The sequence below is a fragment of the Pseudomonas oryziphila genome (assembly GCF_003940825.1).
GTDB classification, from domain to species: domain Bacteria; phylum Pseudomonadota; class Gammaproteobacteria; order Pseudomonadales; family Pseudomonadaceae; genus Aquipseudomonas; species Aquipseudomonas sichuanensis.
On the sequence record NZ_CP034338.1, the window covers coordinates 1,962,254 to 1,978,618 of the forward strand.

Consider the following 16,365-nt stretch of genomic DNA (forward strand, 5'->3'; position numbering starts at 1 on the left):
TGGAGGATCTGGGCTGCGTACTGCCTAGGCCGCATAGCGCTTGTCTTCCGGTGGTGTCGGAAGTTGCAGCTTCAGACGTTCTGCCAGCCAGGGAATCCCGGCCTGCTTCACGCGGGTCGACTCGCTGTACTGCATCCCTGCTTTGGGATGGAACCACTGCCCCTCCTTCGTCCGCAGGTAGTCGCGGTCCCGGGTGGGGTAGCGGGGCAGGTTGCGATCGTTCAGCAGTTCGTTCTCGCGCATCCGGCTGATCAGCTCGTTGCGGCTGATGCCGAACAGCTTGGCGGTTTGTGCCAGGGTACGTTCCATGGTCGCTTCCTATGCTGCGTCAGCGAGCACTTGCTCGACTGGGGGCATGTCGGCGGTGTCCAGCTGGCCGTTGGCGATCGCTTCGAGGTGACCCGCGATCTTTCTCGCGCTGGCGAGGCTGTTTGCTGGCAACGTCAGCGTGTTCACCGTTGAGCCCATGCGGATCACCACATTGAGCTGGTCGAGATAGACTTCGGTCTGCAGCGTGGCCTTGGCGCAGGCACCGTTCGCCTCGTCGCGGAGGATGTGGGAGAACTGCCCGGACAGGTTGGTCTGCGCTTTGAGGCAGGTGAAAGCGCTATGGCTCAGTGCGTAGCTCATGCTGCGTGCCCCCCATTGTCTGGGGCCGCTGGGCGGATGGCGGGCGCTGACGTGGGGCGCTTGGTGGCGCCAAACGCGCAGCCGTGTTGCCGGGCTAGGCGGCGGATTTTGAAGATCAGATCAGTAGATGCGGCGGCCGGATGGACGTGCAGTGATGCGGTGGTGTGCATGGTAGTGCCTCACTCTGTGGTGGAAGAGTGGGGCAAATATCACGCAATGTGCTTGCCTGTGTCAACACAGATCGTTTTATTTTTTTGAGGCGTGCATGAACCGTGATGATTTGAGGATGCCGCCAACCAGATGGATGTGCTCAATTTCTGCCTCATCGACATGGATCGGCGCATGGTCAGCGTTGACGCTATCGAACCGGTACATTCCGTCGCGCAGGTAGATGAACTCCTTAATCATGGTTCTGCCGTTCGATGTTCTGACCAGCACCTCGTCGCCGCTGTAGTAGCTCTTGCTTGGCTCCACAAGCACGTATTCCCCGTTCTTGATCCTCGGGTGCATGCTGTCGCCTGTTACCTTTAAGCCATAGGCATCAGGGTCATCGCTATGGATGTTGAGGTATCCATCGCCATGCCCTGTGGGAAAATCCAGGGCTTCGAAGTATCCGTCAGTCCCTAGTTGTGCATAGCCTACTACCGGCACCGCGCCCTCCAAGGCCCGTCGTGCGAATGTAATGTTGACGCTGGGCGGCGCTTCAGCCGGGGCAGAGCCCGGCAGCAATTCTCCCAAGGTGATGTTCAGCGCGCTCGCCATCCTTTCAATGTCTGCGAGATTGGGCTCTCTGATGCCCCGCTCATAGTTGCCTATGCGGGATTGAGATTCCCAGCCGCAGGCGATCGCCAGTGATTGCTGGCTCAGGCCCTTGGCCTTGCGGAAGTGCTTTATGCGTTGTGCGAGTGTATTCATCCCTGATTTTTATCACGTACTGAAATGTTTTTTTTGCACTAACCGTGTTGAATGGTCCACGGTGCGTGTTATCTTTGTCGGCGAGTCAACCGGAGTCTTCGTTATGAATCGTATCGCCGAGATAAGAAAAAGCGCTGGTATCAAGCAGAGAGACCTGGTTGCTCGGTTGGGATGGACCCAAGCCCGATTGAGTAACTATGAGTCTGGGCTTCGTATGCCGGGGCTTAGTGAGTGCCGTGCTATCACTGCAGCCCTGAATGACTTGGGCGCGGAATGTGCGCTGGATGATGTTTTCCCGCCCGAGATGGACGAGCCGCGAGCGGCATAGGCCGCACACAAAGAAAAAAGGCGACCCGAAGGTCGCCTGGTTTCCCCCGGTGCACCACCACAGTGCTACCGGGCCGTGTTTAGGATGGGCGGGCACACCACGTAACCGCTCACCTTGTACACGGGGTCCAGGCATTAGTGCCTGGGGGTACCGCCTTCTCCACCACAGATTGGGCGGCGGGGCCGGGCCAGTCCATTGGGCTGTTCCGGCAGTGACTCTCTCAAGCCACGCGGCGAGTGTAACACCACCGCTCGCCGCCGACACTGGCAGCCTTTGTGGCGTAATGCCATGTGTAGAAAGGGGAGGCGTTTGATCGCCTCCATCACTCGGCAGTAGCACCACGATGCTGCCGGGAAGCGTGATAGGTAGGCGGGCACACCACATAGGTCCTCCTACCTTGATCGCGCCGCCCAGGCAGGGAGCTTGGGTAACGCCTCCTTCACCACGGGAGGCGACAGTTTCGCTAGGGGCTGTCGATGGAACGACGCCCCGGCAAGAGGCCGTATCAGCCCCTCGCTGCCCGGCTACTTTCTCTCTCAACGCTATGCGGCGCACGCAACACCACTGCCCGCCGCAGGCACTGGCTACCGACAAGGACACATGCCATGAGCCGAATCGCAATTAGCTGCACCGATCGCGCCAAGCGTGAGGTGCTGCCGCTTGAACTCGCGCTGTATCACGCTGTACGTGATTACCCCGGCGGCGCCGCTGCAATCGCTGCCACCACCGGCCGCAACGCCACCACGCTCCAACACAAGCTGTCTCCCACCCATCCCACCCATAACGTCAACGTTCAAGAGTTCAGCGAGATCCTTGAGCTGACCAAGGATCCGCGCATCCTCGACTCGGTGCATGCCTTGGTTGGCGACACCATCTGGCAGGGGCTGTCGGACGCCTACACCCATGACATCCCCGAGACGCTGACTATGGGTCTTGCTGAGTTCTTCCGGCAGGTCGCCAACTTGTCCGAAACCTGGGCGCGCAGCATTGGCGACGGAAAGGTCGACGATCAGGAGCTGGCCGAGATCCAGCACCAGGTGTTCCGCGGTATCCAGGGCTTGCTCGGCATGTATCGCCGCGCCGAATACGTCAACCAGACCACTCGGGGGGCGCGACGTGGCTGATAACGCGGATCTGGCGAATGACGTTGTTCAGCAGCGCCTGGATGAGGCGCTGGCCGCACGGGCGGGGGAGCCCGTGCGTGTGTCCCTTACGGACTGCATTGATTGTGACGACCCGATTCCGGAGCCGCGCAGACAAGCGGCCCAAGGCTGTGTGCGTTGCGGCGCCTGTCAAACCCTCCATGAAGACCGGAGGGCACACTATGCTCGATAAGGTTCTCGACCAACTGCACGACTACGGCTTGCAGCCTGAGCAGCCCCTGATCTTCGGCAAGCTGACCCGCTGCCGAACCCAGGATGACAAGGGCAAAGAAAAGAACGGCTGGTATGTCCTGCATGAGCACCTGGCCGAGAAAGGGCAAACCCTGATCTTCGGCAGCTTCGGTGACTGGCGACACGGCGAAACCCAGAAGGTCAAGACCGACGGCCGAGGGCTGACCCCGGATGAGCGCGAAGTGATGCGCGCCCGCCAAGCCGACGCCAAGCGCCGGGCGGCGGAAGTCGCCGCCAACGCAGCACGTCGTGCGGGCAAGCGCGCCGATGCCCTGTTCAAGCGCATGCCCGAGAAAGGGCGGAGCGCTTACCTTGATCGCAAGCAGGTGGTCGGCTTTGGGGTTCGCTATGCCCCGAAGTCGGGCGCAGTGCTCGTCCCGATGCAGAATGCTCAGGATGCCATCGTCGGCCTGCAGGTGATTTATCCGACGGTCCAAGAGGGCACGGGGCGCGACAAGTCGTACTGGCCGTACGGTATGGCAAAAGACGGCGCCTTCCACATGATTGGCGGTCATCCCGAACCAGGCGAACCGGTGCTGGTGTGCGAGGGATACGCCACCGGCGCTAGCCTGCACATGGCGACCTCCCAGGCGGTGGCGATCGCCTTCGATGCGGGCAACCTGATGTCGGTCGCCAAGCACATGCGCGAGCGCTTCCCTGGTCGCTCCATCATCATCTGCCGCGATGACGACTGGAAGACCAAGCGGCCTACCGGTGAGCCCTGGAACCCTGGCGAGGAAAAGGCCAACAACGCGGCGGTGGTGGTCGGTGGCCAAGTGGTCGGCCCGATCTTCTCGATCGAGCGCGAGGAGAAGTGGACCGACTTCAATGATCTGCACTGCGCCGAAGGCCTCGAGGCCGTGCGTCGGCAGGTCACCGCGGTGATCAAACCACCTGCTACGGGTGGCTGGAAAGACATGCTGGCCAGGACCGAGAGCGGTGCTCTGATCGCCCACATGCAGAACGTCGAACTGATCCTGGCCAATGATGAACGTTGGGGCGGGGTGATCGGCTACAACGCCTTCAGCTCGAAGATCATGCGCCTTCGTGCTGCACCTTATGGCGGTGTGCCGGGGGAGTGGAGCGACATCGACGACATGCGTGTGATGAAGTGGCTGGCCCAGCAGGGCCTGCGCGTGAAAGCCTCCCATGTGGTCGAGGCTGTCAGCGTCGTCGCTCATGACAATGCCTTCCATCCGGTGTGCACTTACCTGGCCAAGCTTGAATGGGATCGCGTACCACGCCTGGAGCGCTGGCTGCATGAGATCTTCGGCGTCCCCCGGAATGAATACAGCGCCAAGGTCGGGAAGCGCTGGATGATCTCGGCGGTGGCGCGTGTCATGAAGCCCGGCTGCAAGGCGGACGCGGTGATGATCCTTGAGGGGGCGCAGGGCGCGGGCAAGTCTTCGGCCTTGGGCATTCTTGGGGGTGAGTGGTTCATGGACACGCCGTTCACTCTGGGTGACAAGGATGCGTTCCAGGCGATCCGGGGCAAATGGATTGTCGAGCTGGGCGAACTGGACAGCTTCAACAAGGCTGAGAGCACCAAGGCGAAGCAGTTCTTCTCGGCCTCCATCGACACCTACCGCGAAAGCTATGGGCGAAGAACGAGCGACGTGCCACGCCAGTGTGTTTTCGCGGGAACCACTAACCAGGACGAATACCTCAAGGACGCCACGGGTAACCGGCGTTATTGGCCAGTCGCCTGCGTCAAGGTCGATCTTGAGGCGTTGCGCCGGGTCCGCGATCAGTTGTGGGCCGAGGCCATGTTCTGCTACCAGGCCGGTGATATCTGGTGGGTCACTCGCGAGGAGGAAGAGCTCTTCACCTCGGAGCAGGAAGAGCGCTTCGTGGTGGATGAATGGGAAGGTCCGATCCTTGAGTGGCTGGAGGCATCGCAGGTCGGGGAGACAGTCACCGGTAGCGAAGTGCTGGGGCAGGCGCTCAAGCTGGACCCTGGCCACTGGGGCAAGCCCGAGCAGATGCGGGTAGGGTCGATCATGCACCGTCTCGGTTGGCGGCGCCGTCGGTTGGCCGCGCTGCCCAAGAGTGGCAAGCGCCCATGGGCGTACCAGAAGCCCGAAGGTTGGGGCCGCACCAGTGCTCTGGAACAGCAACCACCGGCGCAGAAGGAGCCTTGCTTTTGATCAAGCACATCGATGAGATGCTGAAGTTGTGGGCGCAAGAGCTCCACACGCCATGCGAGCGCTTCGGCGGTTCGGGTGGTGGTAGCATGCTCGGACTCCTCATGGACTGTCAGGGCGACCTGATCCGAGGCACCAGAGGAAGTCGGGTGCTGCTCGATGAGTCTGCCGATATCGAGATCATCGTGAACAAGCACCTGGAGCCCCAGTTGTACGTCATTGTCCGTGAACACTACTGCAACCATGACAGCCTACTCGAGCAGAAAATGGCTTATTGCAGGTGCAGCAGAAAGACGTACTATGAGCGCCTGCACCAGGCCCATGTGGCTATTCAGGGGCTGTTGAGAGGGAAGAAGGCTGCATGATCCGCCACCTTTGGTCCTACCGTCCCGCTGTGGTCCTGCCGCATTTATTGCAGGCAAGCCCAGCTCCAGCCCGTGCAGTTCGCGGGATGTCCCACCGTCCCGCCATCCACGTGAGGGCGCGCACATAGGGCGCATGCAGCGCGTTACGCGCGCATTGCGCGCAGCGTGCTTCTAATCTCTCTCTTTACACGGGAAAGTGTTAAAAACAGTTAGACAGTGGGACAGCCCTTGATTTTCAAGGGCTCCACAAGTCCCGCCATCACCGCCCCCTTTGGACCCTATGGGTCAGCGCCAAAGTGAAGCGAAGCCGGGGTGGTGTATTCCTCCGACATTTGCCAGACATTCACCGGGCGTTTACCCCTTATTGCCGGGTGGCATTAAAACTTGCTTGCTGCCAGGAAACTGGACCTGTAAAAAGTACCCATCTTCGAGACGTGCGGGCGCACAAAGCAGCCCGCCACACACCAGAAACCCCGGCCCTTGCGCCGGGGTTTTTGCATTTGGGGGAAGAAATGAACAGCGAGCAACAAGCCTTGGCCGAACTGCCGATCTGGATGGTGATCGTACTGTCCCTGGTCGGCGGTGTGTCGGGAGAGATGTGGCGGGCGGACAAGGCGGGCGCTCGCGGTTGGGGTCTGGTTCGTCGGTTGGCATTGCGGTCCGGTGCCTGCGTTACCTGCGGGTTGTCGACCAACATGCTGCTGTACGCCCTCGGGGTTTCGGTGTGGGCGGCGGCGGCAGTCGGTTGCCTGACCGCGATGGCCGGCGCCGACGTGGCGATCAACCTGTACGAGCGCTGGGCCGCCAAGCGCCTGGGTCTGTCCCAGGCGCCGCCAGCTGGCACCGAGGCGGGTCAGTGACCCGGCCGGGGGCAGGGGGTGGGGGCCGTTTTTTTGGGTCCTCCCCCCGGCCCGCCCCCTACACGGGTGCGCAGACTCGCGGTTTCCCTGCAGCTGAGAATCTTGCAGGGATGTCCGTCTTTTCAAGGACTTAGCGATGGGCAAGACAGTCAGCAAGCTTGAACTGAGTGAGATCGTCGGTCGCGACGAGCGCACTTTGAGCCGGTGGCAGAAGGAAGGCATGCCGGTGATCGAGTTCGGCGTGGGGCGCGGCAACGAAAACCAGTACGACACCCAGGCGGTGCTCGAGTGGTTGATGCGGCAGGCTGCCCTCAACGGCAAGAAGGAATCAACGCGTGATCGCCTCGACCGGATCCGTGGTGACCGTGAAGAACTCGCGTTCGCCAAGGATCTGGGCGAGGTCGTAATCGAGGCCGACATGGTCGAGCGTTTCGAGGCGGTGATCGTCGCTGCCAAGATCGAGCTGCTGAACACCTTCCCTGATGAACTGGCAGCGACCTTGTCTGCGCAGTACGGCGTGCAGGTCGATGACCAGCTGATCCGCGAGCCCATCGAATCAATACTGAGGAGGTTGTCCGCGTATGACGAGGACGACGATCTCGCAGGGGATCCTGACGAGCCGGACGACGAAGAGGGCTCTGAAGAAGACGGCGAGTAAAGCGATGGGCCGCGTCTGCCGCAAGTGGGCGCCACCGCCGCGCATGACCATCATCCAGTGGGCCGACCGGTTCCGCTGGCTCGCCCCCGAGGAATCGGCGGCACCTGGTAAATACCGGTTCGACAAAACGCCACACTTGATCTGGCCGGGCGGTCCGCTCGAAGCACTGGACGATCCGAACGTTGCCGAGATCGTGGGGCGCAAGTCGGCCCAGGTGGCCTGGACATCGGGTGTGCTCGGTAACGCCATCGGCAAGTGGATCGACCTTGATCCGTCGCCGATCCTGATCCTGTTTCCCAAGGCCGAAGCGGCCAAGCAGTACGTGGCGGAAAAGCTGGAGCCGATGATCCAGGCCACCCGGCGCCTGCGCAAGAAGATCGATCTGCGTAGCCGTAAGCTGCAGCAGCGTCAGGACTTCAAGCGGTTTCCCGGCGGCTTCCTCAAGATGGTCGGCTCCAACAGCCCGGCCAGCGTGAAGTCGACGCCGGTACCACGGGTCGCCATCGAAGAACCGGACGACTGCAACCTGAACCTGCGGGGGCAGGGGGACAGTATCAAGCTCGCCAAGGAGCGCCTAAAGACGTTCCGGCGGTCGAAGATCATCATCGGCGGTACCCCGACCATCAAAGGCCTGTCGGCAATCGACGCCGAACTGGAACTGTCGGACAAGCGTGTGGGGTTGGTGCCGTGCCATGGCTGTGGCCAAGAACACGCACTGAGCTTCGAGCATTTGCACTGCGACGAAGACCAGCACTACTTCCATGAGGTGTACGGCAAGCGTCGCCCGGAAACGGCGTACTACGCCTGCCCGCACTGCGGCGAGATCTGGGATGACCACCAGAAAAACGCCAACCTCAAGCTGGGGCGCTGGGAGGCTACCGCCGAGTTTCGTGGCATTGCCGGCTACATCATCAATGAGCTGTACGCCACGTTCCCCGGCTCGCGCTTCGAAGTGCTGATGGAGAAGAAATTACAGGCCGAGCACGCTGCGCGGCAGGGCAACATCGGCCCGATGATCGCCTTCACCAACAGCTCGATGGGTGAGAGCTACGAATACAAGAGCGACGCACCGAAGACCGACGAGCTGGAGAAGCGCGCCGAGCCTTATGCCGAGCTGACCGCCCCCAGGGGCGTGTTGTTGGTAACCGTCGGTGTCGACGTGCAGGGCGATCGCCTTGCCGTGCTCTTCACGGGCTGGGGGCGCGGTGAGGAGTCCTGGCGGTTGTACTGGGGCGAGCTGCCCGGCAACCCCATCGACCCCAACGATCCGGTATGGACCGAGCTGGACAAGATGATCGCCACGCCGATCCCCACCGAAAGCGGTGCGCAGCTCGCCGTGTCGGCGGTCAGCATTGACAGCTCCGACGGCAACACCAGCGACGCGGTGTATACCTACGTTCGGGATCGCCAACGCTTCAACATCATGGCGATCAAGGGCGCATCGATCGACAGCCGGGATCGGGAGATCTTCACCAAGCCGGCCCAGTCGGCGGACACCAGCCAGGACAACACCAAGGCAGCCAAGTACGGGTTGCGGGTCTACATCGTCGGCACTCACAAGGCCAAGACGCTGATCGATGGCCGGATGAAGCTCTCCGGCGCAGGGCCGGGGCGCATGCACTGGTATAGCGAGATCCGCGCGGACTATTACGAGCAGGTCACCAACGAAGTCCTGGCCCCGCACCCCCGCCAGCCCAGCAAGATGGTCTGGCAGAAGAAGGCCGGCCGGCGCAACGAAGCCCTGGACTGCGAGGTATACGCCCTGCACGCGGCTCGCAGTCTGAAGACGCACCTGCTGCGCGATCACGAGTGGGACCAGCTGGAGCAGCAACTGCTTCAGCCCACCCTCTTCACTACTGAACAGGCGGTGGCGCCGGTTCCTCGCCGGGTGGTCACGCGCGGTCGGGGTACGCGGAGCCGCGTCCAATAACCGAGGTCACCATGACTGAAGCACAACAACGCCTTGACGAGGTCCGGGCGGCGATCTCGCGTGTCCTGAAGAACGGCCAGCGGCTGCGTCGGCAAGATCGCGAGGTCCAACTGGCCGAGCTGAACAGCTTGCGTTTGCTGGAGAGGCAGTACGCCGAACAGGTCGCTCAAGAACACGCTGCCCAGCAGGGCCGTGGCCGCAACCGCATTTCCTACGTGGGGCTTTGACCATGTGGCCGTTTCGAAAGCAGGAATCTGCTGCCGAGCAACTGATGGCCGAAGCGATCCGCGTGGCCAGGGCATCGGTCGAGGATAAGCCGATTGTTGCCCAGGGCGGTGGCGGCGGTGTTGAGACCCGCTGGCGGGGCGCCTCGCGGGTGCTGCGTAGCGTGGCCAGCTGGATACCCGGCCTTGGCAGTCCTCGCCGCGACTTCAACCAGACCGAGCGCCGGATGCTGGTGGCACGTTCCCGCGATGCCATGCGCAACCACCTGGTGGCCCGCGCCGCCATCACGCGGCTGCGTACCAACGTGGTGGGCACCGGGCTGGTCTGCCGTGCCCAGGTCGACCATGAGGCGCTGGGCATCACCGAGGAAGAGGCCGAGCAGCTCAACAGCCAGCTGGATCGGTTGTGGTCGCTGTACGCAGATGACCCGAGGGAGTGCGACGCAGAAGCGACGCTCAACCATTATCAGCTGCAGGCCCTGGTGCTGGTGTCGTCGATGGTGGCGGGTGACGTGTTCGTGGCCAGCCCCGACCAGGAGCGCCTCGGCTGCATTTTCAGCACGCGCCTGCAACTGATCGAGTCCGAGCGTATCGGCAACCCGAACGGCGGCATGGATCGGGTTGACCTGGTGGAAGGTATCGAGTTCGACGGCCTGGGTGCGCCAGTGGCGTACCACGTCTGCACCGGCTACCCCGGCGAGCATCTGGCAGGCAAGACGCTGAGCTGGGAGCGATTGGCCGTCTTTGGCGCTGAAACGGGGCGTCGTCGCGTGTTGCATGTCCTGGCCGACAAAGAGCGGCCTGGGCAGAAGCGCGGGGCGCCGTACCTGTCTCCGGTGCTGGAGCCGCTGCAGAAGCTGGAGCGCTACAGCAGCGCCGAGCTGATGGCGGCCGTGATCTCGGCGATGTTCACCGTGTTCATCAAGAAGGGCGGCGACTTCAACCAGTCCAACCTGCCGATGGCGGCGCTCAGCGAAGAGAAGCCCGGCGGCGATGACACCTCAGACGGTGCAGTCGCACTGGGTGAAGGCGCCATTGTCGACCTCGGCGTGGGCGAAGAGCCGATGATCGCCAACCCCAGCCGGCCCAATGCGCAGTTCGACCCGTTCTTCACCGCCGTGGTGAAGGAGATCGGCGCGGCGCTTGAGCTGCCGATGGAAGAGCTGCTGTTGCACTACAGCAGCAGTTACAGCGCCGCGCGTGCCGCCATGCTTCAGGCCTGGCGGTTCTACAGTTTGCGCCGCTGGTGGCTGGCTTGCGATTTCTGCCAGCCCAGCCGTGAGCTGGTCATCGACGAGGCCGTGGCCAGGGGTTTGGTAAAGCTCCCCGGCTACAGCGATCCAGCCAAGCGCAAGGCCTATTGCCAGGCGCTGTGGATTGGACCGGCCCGTGGCGCGATCGATGAGCTGAAGGAGGCCAACGCCGCCGGCAAGCGCATCGAGATCGGCGTGAGCAACGAAACGCTGGAGACAGCGGCGATGACCGGCGAGCCCTGGCAGCAGGTGATCCGACAGCGTACCCGCGAAGTCGCGTACCGGCGGCAGCACAACATGCAGGCCCTGCCCAAGGGGGGCCTTGAAAGCCCGCCAGACCCCGAACCCAAAGAGGAATAGACATGCCTCGAGCACTTGAGCTGGCTGCTTCGCAGCCCTGGCTGATGATGCCCGACGCCTTGGATAACCTGCTGACCATCTCCGACCGCATGGGCGATCCGGTGGCACTGGTGACCAAGCGCGGCGAGCGGCTGGAAGAAACACGGCGCGTCACCATGCGCGGCAACGTGGCGGTGGTGCCGGTCACCGGGCCGATCTTTCGGTACGCGAACCTGTTCACCGAGATCAGCGGTGCCACCAGCACCCAGGTCCTGGCGACGGACATTCAGCGCGCCCTGGACGACCCCAAGGTCAAGTCCATCGTGCTCAACATCGACAGCCCTGGTGGCGTCGCATCGGGCATCAACGAACTGGCCGAGATGATCTACGCGGGCCGCTCCCGTAAGCGGATCGTCGCGTACATCGGCGGGATTGGCGCGAGCGCGGCGTACTGGATCGCTTCGGCGGCGGGCGAGATCGTCATCGATGAGGCCAGCCTGGCCGGCAGCATCGGCGTTGTGGTCGAGGCTGTGGTCGAGGACGACAAGAAGGCCGGCCGGGCGCGCTACCAGATCGTCAGCCGCAACGCACCGAACAAGCGGCCCGATCTCGGTACCGAAGAGGGCCGCGCCAAGCTGGGCGAAACCATCGACGCCATGGGCGAAGTCTTCGTGGGCAAGGTTGCTCGCAACCTCGGAGTCGCTGCCGAGAAGGTGCCCGAGATGGGCGACCACGGCGGCATCCGCGTCGGTGCGGACGCCGTCAAGCACGGCCTGGCCCACCGCACGGGCTCGCTGGAATCCCTGATCACCGAACTGGCCAAACCGGCCATCAACTCCCCAAGGATGCACACCATGACCACCGTCAAGACCACGGCAGAACTGCGCACCGCGATTGCGGCGGGCACTGACCCCAACACCATCGAGATCGCCCAGGCCGAGCAGGTCGACACCACAGCGATCCGCGCCGAGGGCGCCGCCGCTGAGCGCGACCGCATCAAGGGTATTAACGCCCTGGGCGCCAAGGGCTTCGAGAAGGAGATCAGCGCGGCGATCGACGACGGTTCGTCTGTAGAGGCCACGGCCCTTACGCTGCTCAAGGCTTCGCAGGATCGCGGTATCTCGCTGGCCGGTATCAAGAGTGATGCCCAGGGCGCCGGCAGTGCCACCCCACCCGCTGGCGGTAAGGAAGGTGAGCGCAAGGTCGCCGTCAGCGCAATCGTTGCAGGCGCTTCGCGCCGCTAATAGGAGCCCCTCATGGCAAACCCTGAACGCAATACCTACCTGCCGAGCGAGCTCTCGGCGGGCGACTTCCCCATCGTGATGGATACCGGCCTGATCGCCGTCGGCCAGAAGCTGGCCCGTGGCTCGGTGCTGGGCCAGGTCACGGCCAGCAAGGAGTACCTGCTGTGCAAGGCCGCCGCTGAAGACGGCTCTCAGGTCCCCAGCGCAATCCTCGACCAGGACGTCGACACCACTGATGGCGCCAAGAGCGTGCCGATCCGCCTGACCGGCCAAGTGCTGGGCAGCCAACTCACCTTTGGCGAGGGTTTGACCCTGGCCACCGCGAAGGCCGCCCTGCGTCCTCTGTGCCTCTTCATTCGCTGATCGGAGCAACCATGACTGACATTTTCGACACCCTCACCATGATGGAAGCCATCGAGCAGATGCCGACGCCGCGTCGCTTCCTCATGAATACCTTCTTCAACGCGGGCATGCCCGAGACCTTCGGCACCGAAGCGGTCACCATCGACATCGTGAAGGGCAAGCGCAAAATGGCGCCGTTCGTTCACCCGACCCTGCCTGGTAGCGTATCGCAGCGCACCGGCATCAGCTCGTCGACCTATAAGCCGCCCTACATTCAGCCGAAGCGCGCGACCCAGGCAGAGCTGATCCTCAAGCGTGGAGCCGGCGAAACGCCGTTCTCGACCCGTACTGCGCTGGAGCGAGCAGGCGAACGGCTCGGCCGGGACCTGGTGGATCTTGACGACGAGATCACACGCCGCGAAGAGTGGATGTGTGCCCAGGCGCTGACCACTGGCCGCATCCGCGTTATCGGCGATGGTGTGGATGACACCATCGACTTCCTCATGGAGGACACCCACAAGGTTGCGTTGGCCACCGGTCGCTGGAATACCGCCGGCTCTGACCCGATCGCCAACATGCGTCAGTGGCGCCGCCTGATCGCCAAGGACTCTGGGCGTTCGGCCAACGTGGCGGTGTTGAGTGCTGAGGCGCAGGATGCCTTCCAAGGCAACGATACGGTGTTGAAGCAGTTGAACAGCCGCCGTGTCGATATGGGCCTGATCAAGCCGGAAGAGCTGCCGGACGGTGTGACCTACCTCGGTTACCTCAACGATCCCGGCATCGACATGTACGCCTATGACGAGTGGTACCTGGACGACGAAGATGGTGAAAAGCCCATGGTACCGGCGGGCGGTCTGATCCTGGGTTCCATCGGAACGCGCAACGCGATGCTGTACGGGGCGATTCAGGACATGGAAGCCATCGAAAGCGGCCTGGTCGAAGCGGCGCGCTTTCCCAAGAGCTGGGTCACCAAGGAACCAAGCCAGCGCTGGCTGAAGGTCCAGGCCTCTCCGCTGGCTGGCCTGCTGGAGCCGAACGCCTTCCTCTACGCCAAGGTGGTGTGACATGGCCAAGGTCGAATATGTGGTGGTCGATGGCTGCGTCCAATCCGGTACCACGCTCGTGAAAAAGGGCGAGGTCTTCGTTCCTCCCACTGCCGAAGTCCGTGATCTGCTGCTCGCTGAAGGGGTCATTGTCGCTCGCGGCAAGCTGGAATCCGCCAGTCGTGCGGCTCGCCGCCAGCCGGGGCTGGGCCAGGGTGGTGCGCCGGCCTCGGCTCCCGCTCCGGCGCCGGACGGCGGTGGTGGAAACCCGGATGAGGAAGAGGAAGAAGAGGAGGAAGAGGAAGACGACGACAGCACGGGGAACTGATCATGCCCTTCCGTGAGGCGGTGTCGGGTATGGACGAATCCCTGCTCGACGAGCTGGGCGACGAGGTCGAGATCGAAGGCTTCCCTGAGCCGGTGTCCGGGTTCATGTCGGTACCGTGGCAGCAGCCACGGGTCGGCACGATCAACACCGGCCTGCGGCAGCCCGTCTTTTCGGTGCGTGTTGCCCAGGCCAATGGCATCAGGGAGGGCCTGCATCTGGTGTGCGATCTCGCTCCGGCAGATGGTGGTGGGCGGTACGTCATCGCCAAGCGGGAGCCGGATGGTAGCGGTTGGATCAACTTTGCCCTGCGGGAGGTGAAATGAGCGTTGGCAGCTATTACAAGCAGTCCAGTAGCACGGGGCTGATCACGTTGCAGGCCAATTCCCGGCAGGTGAAGGGGTTCGACCAGTTCGCTGCTCTACTGCCAAAGGCGGTGATGGCAGCTGAGCGGCGAGCCATCAACAAGACGCTGGGCTGGTTGCAAGGGCGTATTGCTCGCGAGGTAGGTCAGCAGGAGCGTATTGCCATCAAGGCGGTGCGGCAGCGCCTGCGGGCCTACAAGGCGGGGAGTAAAGGGCAGGGCAAGCTCTGGTTCGGCCTTAATCCAATCGAGGCCAGCCGAGCCGGTCGGCCCCGGCAGACCCGTGCAGGCGTGTCGGTGGCCGGTCGCCGCTATCAAGGCGCGTTCTACCGCCGAGTGTACGGCAGCAATCCTGATATCTGGATCCGCACGGCAAGTAAACACTTCGACGCAAGCGACTATCCCGACAGCGAGATCTCCAAGGCGGGCGGGGCGAGTTCAGGCTGGATCGCCGAGAACGACAGTCGCTTCCCCCTGGCCAAGGCCAAGATCTCGCTTGAGGAGGTCAGGCCTCACTTCGAGTCGTGGACGAACAAGGCTCACCAGCGTCTGCTGGTGGTGATGGAGCAGGAGTTGAATTTCGAGATGCTCAAACTCACGCGGAAGGTTGGAAATGGCTGACGATCCAATCCCCCTGGCAAGGGTATATGCAGCGATGGAGGAGTTCATACGTGCGGCGATTCTAGGTCTGCGCTATGTGGGCACGATGCCCGGGATGTTGACCGTCGTTGATGTGCCGGCGGTGGTGATTGAGTTGGCTGGCTTCGAGGCGGCAGAGCGTGACCCAGGCACGGGCGAGGTGGCGATCGATGCGCGGTTCGAGGCACGGCCCATCGTCGGGGTTGAGGACGAGGATCATCTGCACGTTGTGGCCTTCATTGCTGCGCAGTTGGCGGTGTTGTTGCGTTTGCAGACCTGGGGCATTGAGGTGGAGCCCGCCGAGTTTGTCCGAGCAGAGCGGGATTGGAGTCGCCCTGAACTAGACAGCATGGCGGTCTGGGTCGTCGAGTGGACGCAGGTCATCTACCTCGGCGAGGAAGAGTGGCCCTGGCCTATCGAGCCACCAGGTGAACCGGTCGTCGTTGGGGAGGACCCGTTATGAGTTATGCATCAGCCCAGCATGACCGCATGCTTGCTGATGTGGTGCTGCCCTGCGTGGTGGTGGCGGTCGATACGGCGGCTGCCCGTGTGCGGGTTTCGGATGGCCGCGACTGGACCAGCGCTTGGGTGCGCTGGCATTCGCAAGCCGCCGGCAAGGCCCGCCACTGGCGGATCCCGAGCCTCAACGAACAGGGCGTGCTGATCAGCCCGAGCGGCAACCCCGCGCACGGCACCTTCGTGCCGGGCCTGTACGGCAATGCTGGGGCGCCGCCCGACAACCGCGACCACGTCGAGGTGTGGCGCTTCGACGATGGCGGCTCGCTGGTCTACGACTGGCAGGCCAAGAGTTACACCATCGAGCTGCCCTCGGGCACGGTTAAGGTGAAGGTCGGCGCCACGGTGGCCACCCTGACCGACGAGGCGATCAGCGCCGAAACAACCACGCTGACGGCGAAGGCGACCACGGTCAGCGTCAAAGCCACCAGCATCACGGTCGAGGCAACCAGTGCCGCTATCAAGGCCGCCAACATCACCCTGGAAGGCCAGGTGCAAATCAAAGGCCCGCTAACGGTCACGGGCGACATCAACGGCGGCGGCCGGATCATCGACACCGCCGGCAACACGGCCAACCACAAACACTGAACAGCCCGCCCCGAGCGGGCTTTTTTACGCCTGGAGGATCCATGGCCAAGACATCGAAAGACACCGACGAAGGTACTGAGCTTCCGACGCCAGTTGTGCAGACCGTCACCTTCATCGACCAGGCCTACGACCGCCGCAAGTTGTTCCTGCCCAACTGGGCCGAACTGGTGGTGGTGCGGGGTGTGGTCGAGGTCAAGAGCGACGACACGCTCGCCCTCGAATACCTGCGCAACCGGTCTGACTTCAAAGAACAAGAGGCCTGAC

Annotated in this window: 22 protein-coding genes; 19 read left to right on the forward strand and 3 right to left on the reverse strand. The window is 62.9% G+C overall.

The annotated features are described in order from the left end of the window. Positions 1 to 24 precede the first annotated feature (24 nt). The 3 genes from EJA05_RS09305 to EJA05_RS09315 form a co-directional block, all read right to left on the reverse strand. The gene (locus EJA05_RS09305; protein ID WP_125858021.1) at positions 25 to 309 is read right to left on the reverse strand and encodes a phage antirepressor KilAC domain-containing protein; all 285 of its coding nucleotides are present in this window, start codon (positions 307 to 309) and stop codon (positions 25 to 27) included. Between the two features lie 9 nt (positions 310 to 318). After that, the gene (locus tag EJA05_RS09310) at positions 319 to 630 is read right to left on the reverse strand and encodes a hypothetical protein (protein ID WP_125858022.1); all 312 of its coding nucleotides are present in this window, start codon (positions 628 to 630) and stop codon (positions 319 to 321) included. 246 nt (positions 631 to 876) lie between these two features. Continuing rightward, positions 877 to 1,545 carry an XRE family transcriptional regulator gene (locus tag EJA05_RS09315; RefSeq protein ID WP_125858023.1) on the reverse strand — a complete coding sequence of 223 codons (669 nt, stop codon included), beginning with the start codon at positions 1,543 to 1,545 and terminating at the stop codon, positions 877 to 879. A 103-nt stretch (positions 1,546 to 1,648) separates the two neighbouring features. Here EJA05_RS09315 and EJA05_RS09320 point away from each other — a divergent pair, with 103 nt between their 5' ends. From EJA05_RS09320 to EJA05_RS09410, 19 genes are all read left to right on the forward strand, one after another. Next, positions 1,649 to 1,873 carry a helix-turn-helix domain-containing protein gene (locus EJA05_RS09320; protein ID WP_125858024.1) on the forward strand — a complete coding sequence of 75 codons (225 nt, stop codon included), beginning with the start codon at positions 1,649 to 1,651 and terminating at the stop codon, positions 1,871 to 1,873. A 605-nt stretch (positions 1,874 to 2,478) separates the two neighbouring features. Continuing rightward, positions 2,479 to 2,997, forward strand: coding sequence for a phage regulatory CII family protein (locus tag EJA05_RS09325; RefSeq protein WP_125858025.1), 519 nt, complete (start codon positions 2,479 to 2,481; stop codon positions 2,995 to 2,997). A gap of 79 nt (positions 2,998 to 3,076) precedes the next feature. Next, complete coding sequence (locus EJA05_RS28730) at positions 3,077 to 3,208, forward strand: TraR/DksA C4-type zinc finger protein (RefSeq protein ID WP_407692096.1); 132 nt, start codon at positions 3,077 to 3,079, stop codon at positions 3,206 to 3,208. Next, on the forward strand, positions 3,198 to 5,414 hold the full coding sequence (locus EJA05_RS09335; RefSeq protein ID WP_125858027.1) for a VapE domain-containing protein: 2,217 nt from the start codon (positions 3,198 to 3,200) through the stop codon (positions 5,412 to 5,414). Before EJA05_RS28730 ends, EJA05_RS09335 begins: the two co-directional genes overlap by 11 nt. After that, positions 5,411 to 5,776, forward strand: a complete 366-nt coding sequence (locus tag EJA05_RS09340; RefSeq protein ID WP_125858028.1) for a PA0613 family protein — start codon at positions 5,411 to 5,413, stop codon at positions 5,774 to 5,776. Before EJA05_RS09335 ends, EJA05_RS09340 begins: the two co-directional genes overlap by 4 nt. 512 nt (positions 5,777 to 6,288) lie before the next feature. Next, positions 6,289 to 6,636, forward strand: a complete 348-nt coding sequence (locus tag EJA05_RS09345; protein WP_125858029.1) for a phage holin family protein — start codon at positions 6,289 to 6,291, stop codon at positions 6,634 to 6,636. Positions 6,637 to 6,772: 136 nt separating this feature from the next. Beyond that, positions 6,773 to 7,294: a terminase small subunit gene (locus tag EJA05_RS09350; RefSeq protein WP_125858030.1), complete on the forward strand. Its 522-nt coding sequence runs from the start codon at positions 6,773 to 6,775 to the stop codon at positions 7,292 to 7,294. A 4-nt stretch (positions 7,295 to 7,298) separates the two neighbouring features. Continuing rightward, positions 7,299 to 9,224 carry a phage terminase large subunit family protein gene (locus EJA05_RS09355; protein WP_125858031.1) on the forward strand — a complete coding sequence of 642 codons (1,926 nt, stop codon included), beginning with the start codon at positions 7,299 to 7,301 and terminating at the stop codon, positions 9,222 to 9,224. Between the two features lie 11 nt (positions 9,225 to 9,235). Continuing rightward, positions 9,236 to 9,451, forward strand: coding sequence for a hypothetical protein (locus tag EJA05_RS09360; RefSeq protein ID WP_125858032.1), 216 nt, complete (start codon positions 9,236 to 9,238; stop codon positions 9,449 to 9,451). 2 nt (positions 9,452 to 9,453) lie between these two features. After that, positions 9,454 to 11,061, forward strand: coding sequence for a phage portal protein (locus EJA05_RS09365; RefSeq protein ID WP_125858033.1), 1,608 nt, complete (start codon positions 9,454 to 9,456; stop codon positions 11,059 to 11,061). A gap of 2 nt (positions 11,062 to 11,063) precedes the next feature. Beyond that, positions 11,064 to 12,284 carry a S49 family peptidase gene (locus tag EJA05_RS09370; protein WP_125858034.1) on the forward strand — a complete coding sequence of 407 codons (1,221 nt, stop codon included), beginning with the start codon at positions 11,064 to 11,066 and terminating at the stop codon, positions 12,282 to 12,284. Positions 12,285 to 12,296: 12 nt separating this feature from the next. Continuing rightward, positions 12,297 to 12,647 carry a head decoration protein gene (locus tag EJA05_RS09375; protein WP_125858035.1) on the forward strand — a complete coding sequence of 117 codons (351 nt, stop codon included), beginning with the start codon at positions 12,297 to 12,299 and terminating at the stop codon, positions 12,645 to 12,647. 11 nt (positions 12,648 to 12,658) lie between these two features. Further along, positions 12,659 to 13,690: a major capsid protein gene (locus EJA05_RS09380; protein ID WP_125858036.1), complete on the forward strand. Its 1,032-nt coding sequence runs from the start codon at positions 12,659 to 12,661 to the stop codon at positions 13,688 to 13,690. A gap of 1 nt (position 13,691) precedes the next feature. Then, positions 13,692 to 13,997 (forward strand): hypothetical protein, encoded by a 306-nt coding sequence (locus EJA05_RS09385; protein WP_125858037.1) that lies wholly within the window; start codon positions 13,692 to 13,694, stop codon positions 13,995 to 13,997. Positions 13,998 to 14,026: 29 nt separating this feature from the next. Further along, entirely contained in the window at positions 14,027 to 14,320 is a 294-nt protein-coding gene (locus EJA05_RS09390) for a head-tail joining protein (RefSeq protein ID WP_223811894.1), read from the forward strand. Continuing rightward, positions 14,317 to 14,979 (forward strand): hypothetical protein, encoded by a 663-nt coding sequence (locus EJA05_RS09395; RefSeq protein ID WP_125858039.1) that lies wholly within the window; start codon positions 14,317 to 14,319, stop codon positions 14,977 to 14,979. Before EJA05_RS09390 ends, EJA05_RS09395 begins: the two co-directional genes overlap by 4 nt. After that, complete coding sequence (locus EJA05_RS09400) at positions 14,972 to 15,460, forward strand: hypothetical protein (RefSeq protein ID WP_125858040.1); 489 nt, start codon at positions 14,972 to 14,974, stop codon at positions 15,458 to 15,460. The genes EJA05_RS09395 and EJA05_RS09400 overlap by 8 nt, the downstream gene beginning before the upstream one ends. Further along, complete coding sequence (locus EJA05_RS09405) at positions 15,457 to 16,101, forward strand: phage baseplate assembly protein V (protein ID WP_125858041.1); 645 nt, start codon at positions 15,457 to 15,459, stop codon at positions 16,099 to 16,101. The genes EJA05_RS09400 and EJA05_RS09405 overlap by 4 nt, the downstream gene beginning before the upstream one ends. A 41-nt stretch (positions 16,102 to 16,142) precedes the next feature. Further along, positions 16,143 to 16,364, forward strand: a complete 222-nt coding sequence (locus tag EJA05_RS09410) for a hypothetical protein (RefSeq protein ID WP_125858042.1) — start codon at positions 16,143 to 16,145, stop codon at positions 16,362 to 16,364. Position 16,365 lies beyond the last annotated feature (1 nt).

Bases quoted from the DNA above. Each gene is read 5' to 3' on its own strand.
- EJA05_RS09310 (WP_125858022.1), bottom strand. From the start codon at position 630: ATGAGCTACGCACTGAGCCATAGCGCTTTCACCTGCCTCAAAGCGCAG.
- EJA05_RS09350 (WP_125858030.1), top strand. From the start codon at position 6,773: ATGGGCAAGACAGTCAGCAAGCTTGAACTGAGTGAGATCGTCGGTCGC.
- EJA05_RS09375 (WP_125858035.1), top strand. From the start codon at position 12,297: ATGGCAAACCCTGAACGCAATACCTACCTGCCGAGCGAGCTCTCGGCG.
- EJA05_RS09325 (WP_125858025.1), top strand. From the start codon at position 2,479: ATGAGCCGAATCGCAATTAGCTGCACCGATCGCGCCAAGCGTGAGGTG.
- EJA05_RS09360 (WP_125858032.1), top strand. From the start codon at position 9,236: ATGACTGAAGCACAACAACGCCTTGACGAGGTCCGGGCGGCGATCTCG.
- EJA05_RS09385 (WP_125858037.1), top strand. From the start codon at position 13,692: ATGGCCAAGGTCGAATATGTGGTGGTCGATGGCTGCGTCCAATCCGGT.
- EJA05_RS09400 (WP_125858040.1), top strand. From the start codon at position 14,972: ATGGCTGACGATCCAATCCCCCTGGCAAGGGTATATGCAGCGATGGAG.
- EJA05_RS09345 (WP_125858029.1), top strand. From the start codon at position 6,289: ATGAACAGCGAGCAACAAGCCTTGGCCGAACTGCCGATCTGGATGGTG.
- EJA05_RS09320 (WP_125858024.1), top strand. From the start codon at position 1,649: ATGAATCGTATCGCCGAGATAAGAAAAAGCGCTGGTATCAAGCAGAGA.
- EJA05_RS09355 (WP_125858031.1), top strand. From the start codon at position 7,299: ATGGGCCGCGTCTGCCGCAAGTGGGCGCCACCGCCGCGCATGACCATC.
- EJA05_RS09370 (WP_125858034.1), top strand. From the start codon at position 11,064: ATGCCTCGAGCACTTGAGCTGGCTGCTTCGCAGCCCTGGCTGATGATG.
- EJA05_RS09305 (WP_125858021.1), bottom strand. From the start codon at position 309: ATGGAACGTACCCTGGCACAAACCGCCAAGCTGTTCGGCATCAGCCGC.
- EJA05_RS09315 (WP_125858023.1), bottom strand. From the start codon at position 1,545: ATGAATACACTCGCACAACGCATAAAGCACTTCCGCAAGGCCAAGGGC.
- EJA05_RS09390 (WP_223811894.1), top strand. From the start codon at position 14,027: ATGGACGAATCCCTGCTCGACGAGCTGGGCGACGAGGTCGAGATCGAA.
- EJA05_RS09380 (WP_125858036.1), top strand. From the start codon at position 12,659: ATGACTGACATTTTCGACACCCTCACCATGATGGAAGCCATCGAGCAG.
- EJA05_RS09410 (WP_125858042.1), top strand. From the start codon at position 16,143: ATGGCCAAGACATCGAAAGACACCGACGAAGGTACTGAGCTTCCGACG.
- EJA05_RS09365 (WP_125858033.1), top strand. From the start codon at position 9,454: ATGTGGCCGTTTCGAAAGCAGGAATCTGCTGCCGAGCAACTGATGGCC.
- EJA05_RS09395 (WP_125858039.1), top strand. From the start codon at position 14,317: ATGAGCGTTGGCAGCTATTACAAGCAGTCCAGTAGCACGGGGCTGATC.
- EJA05_RS09405 (WP_125858041.1), top strand. From the start codon at position 15,457: ATGAGTTATGCATCAGCCCAGCATGACCGCATGCTTGCTGATGTGGTG.
- EJA05_RS09335 (WP_125858027.1), top strand. From the start codon at position 3,198: ATGCTCGATAAGGTTCTCGACCAACTGCACGACTACGGCTTGCAGCCT.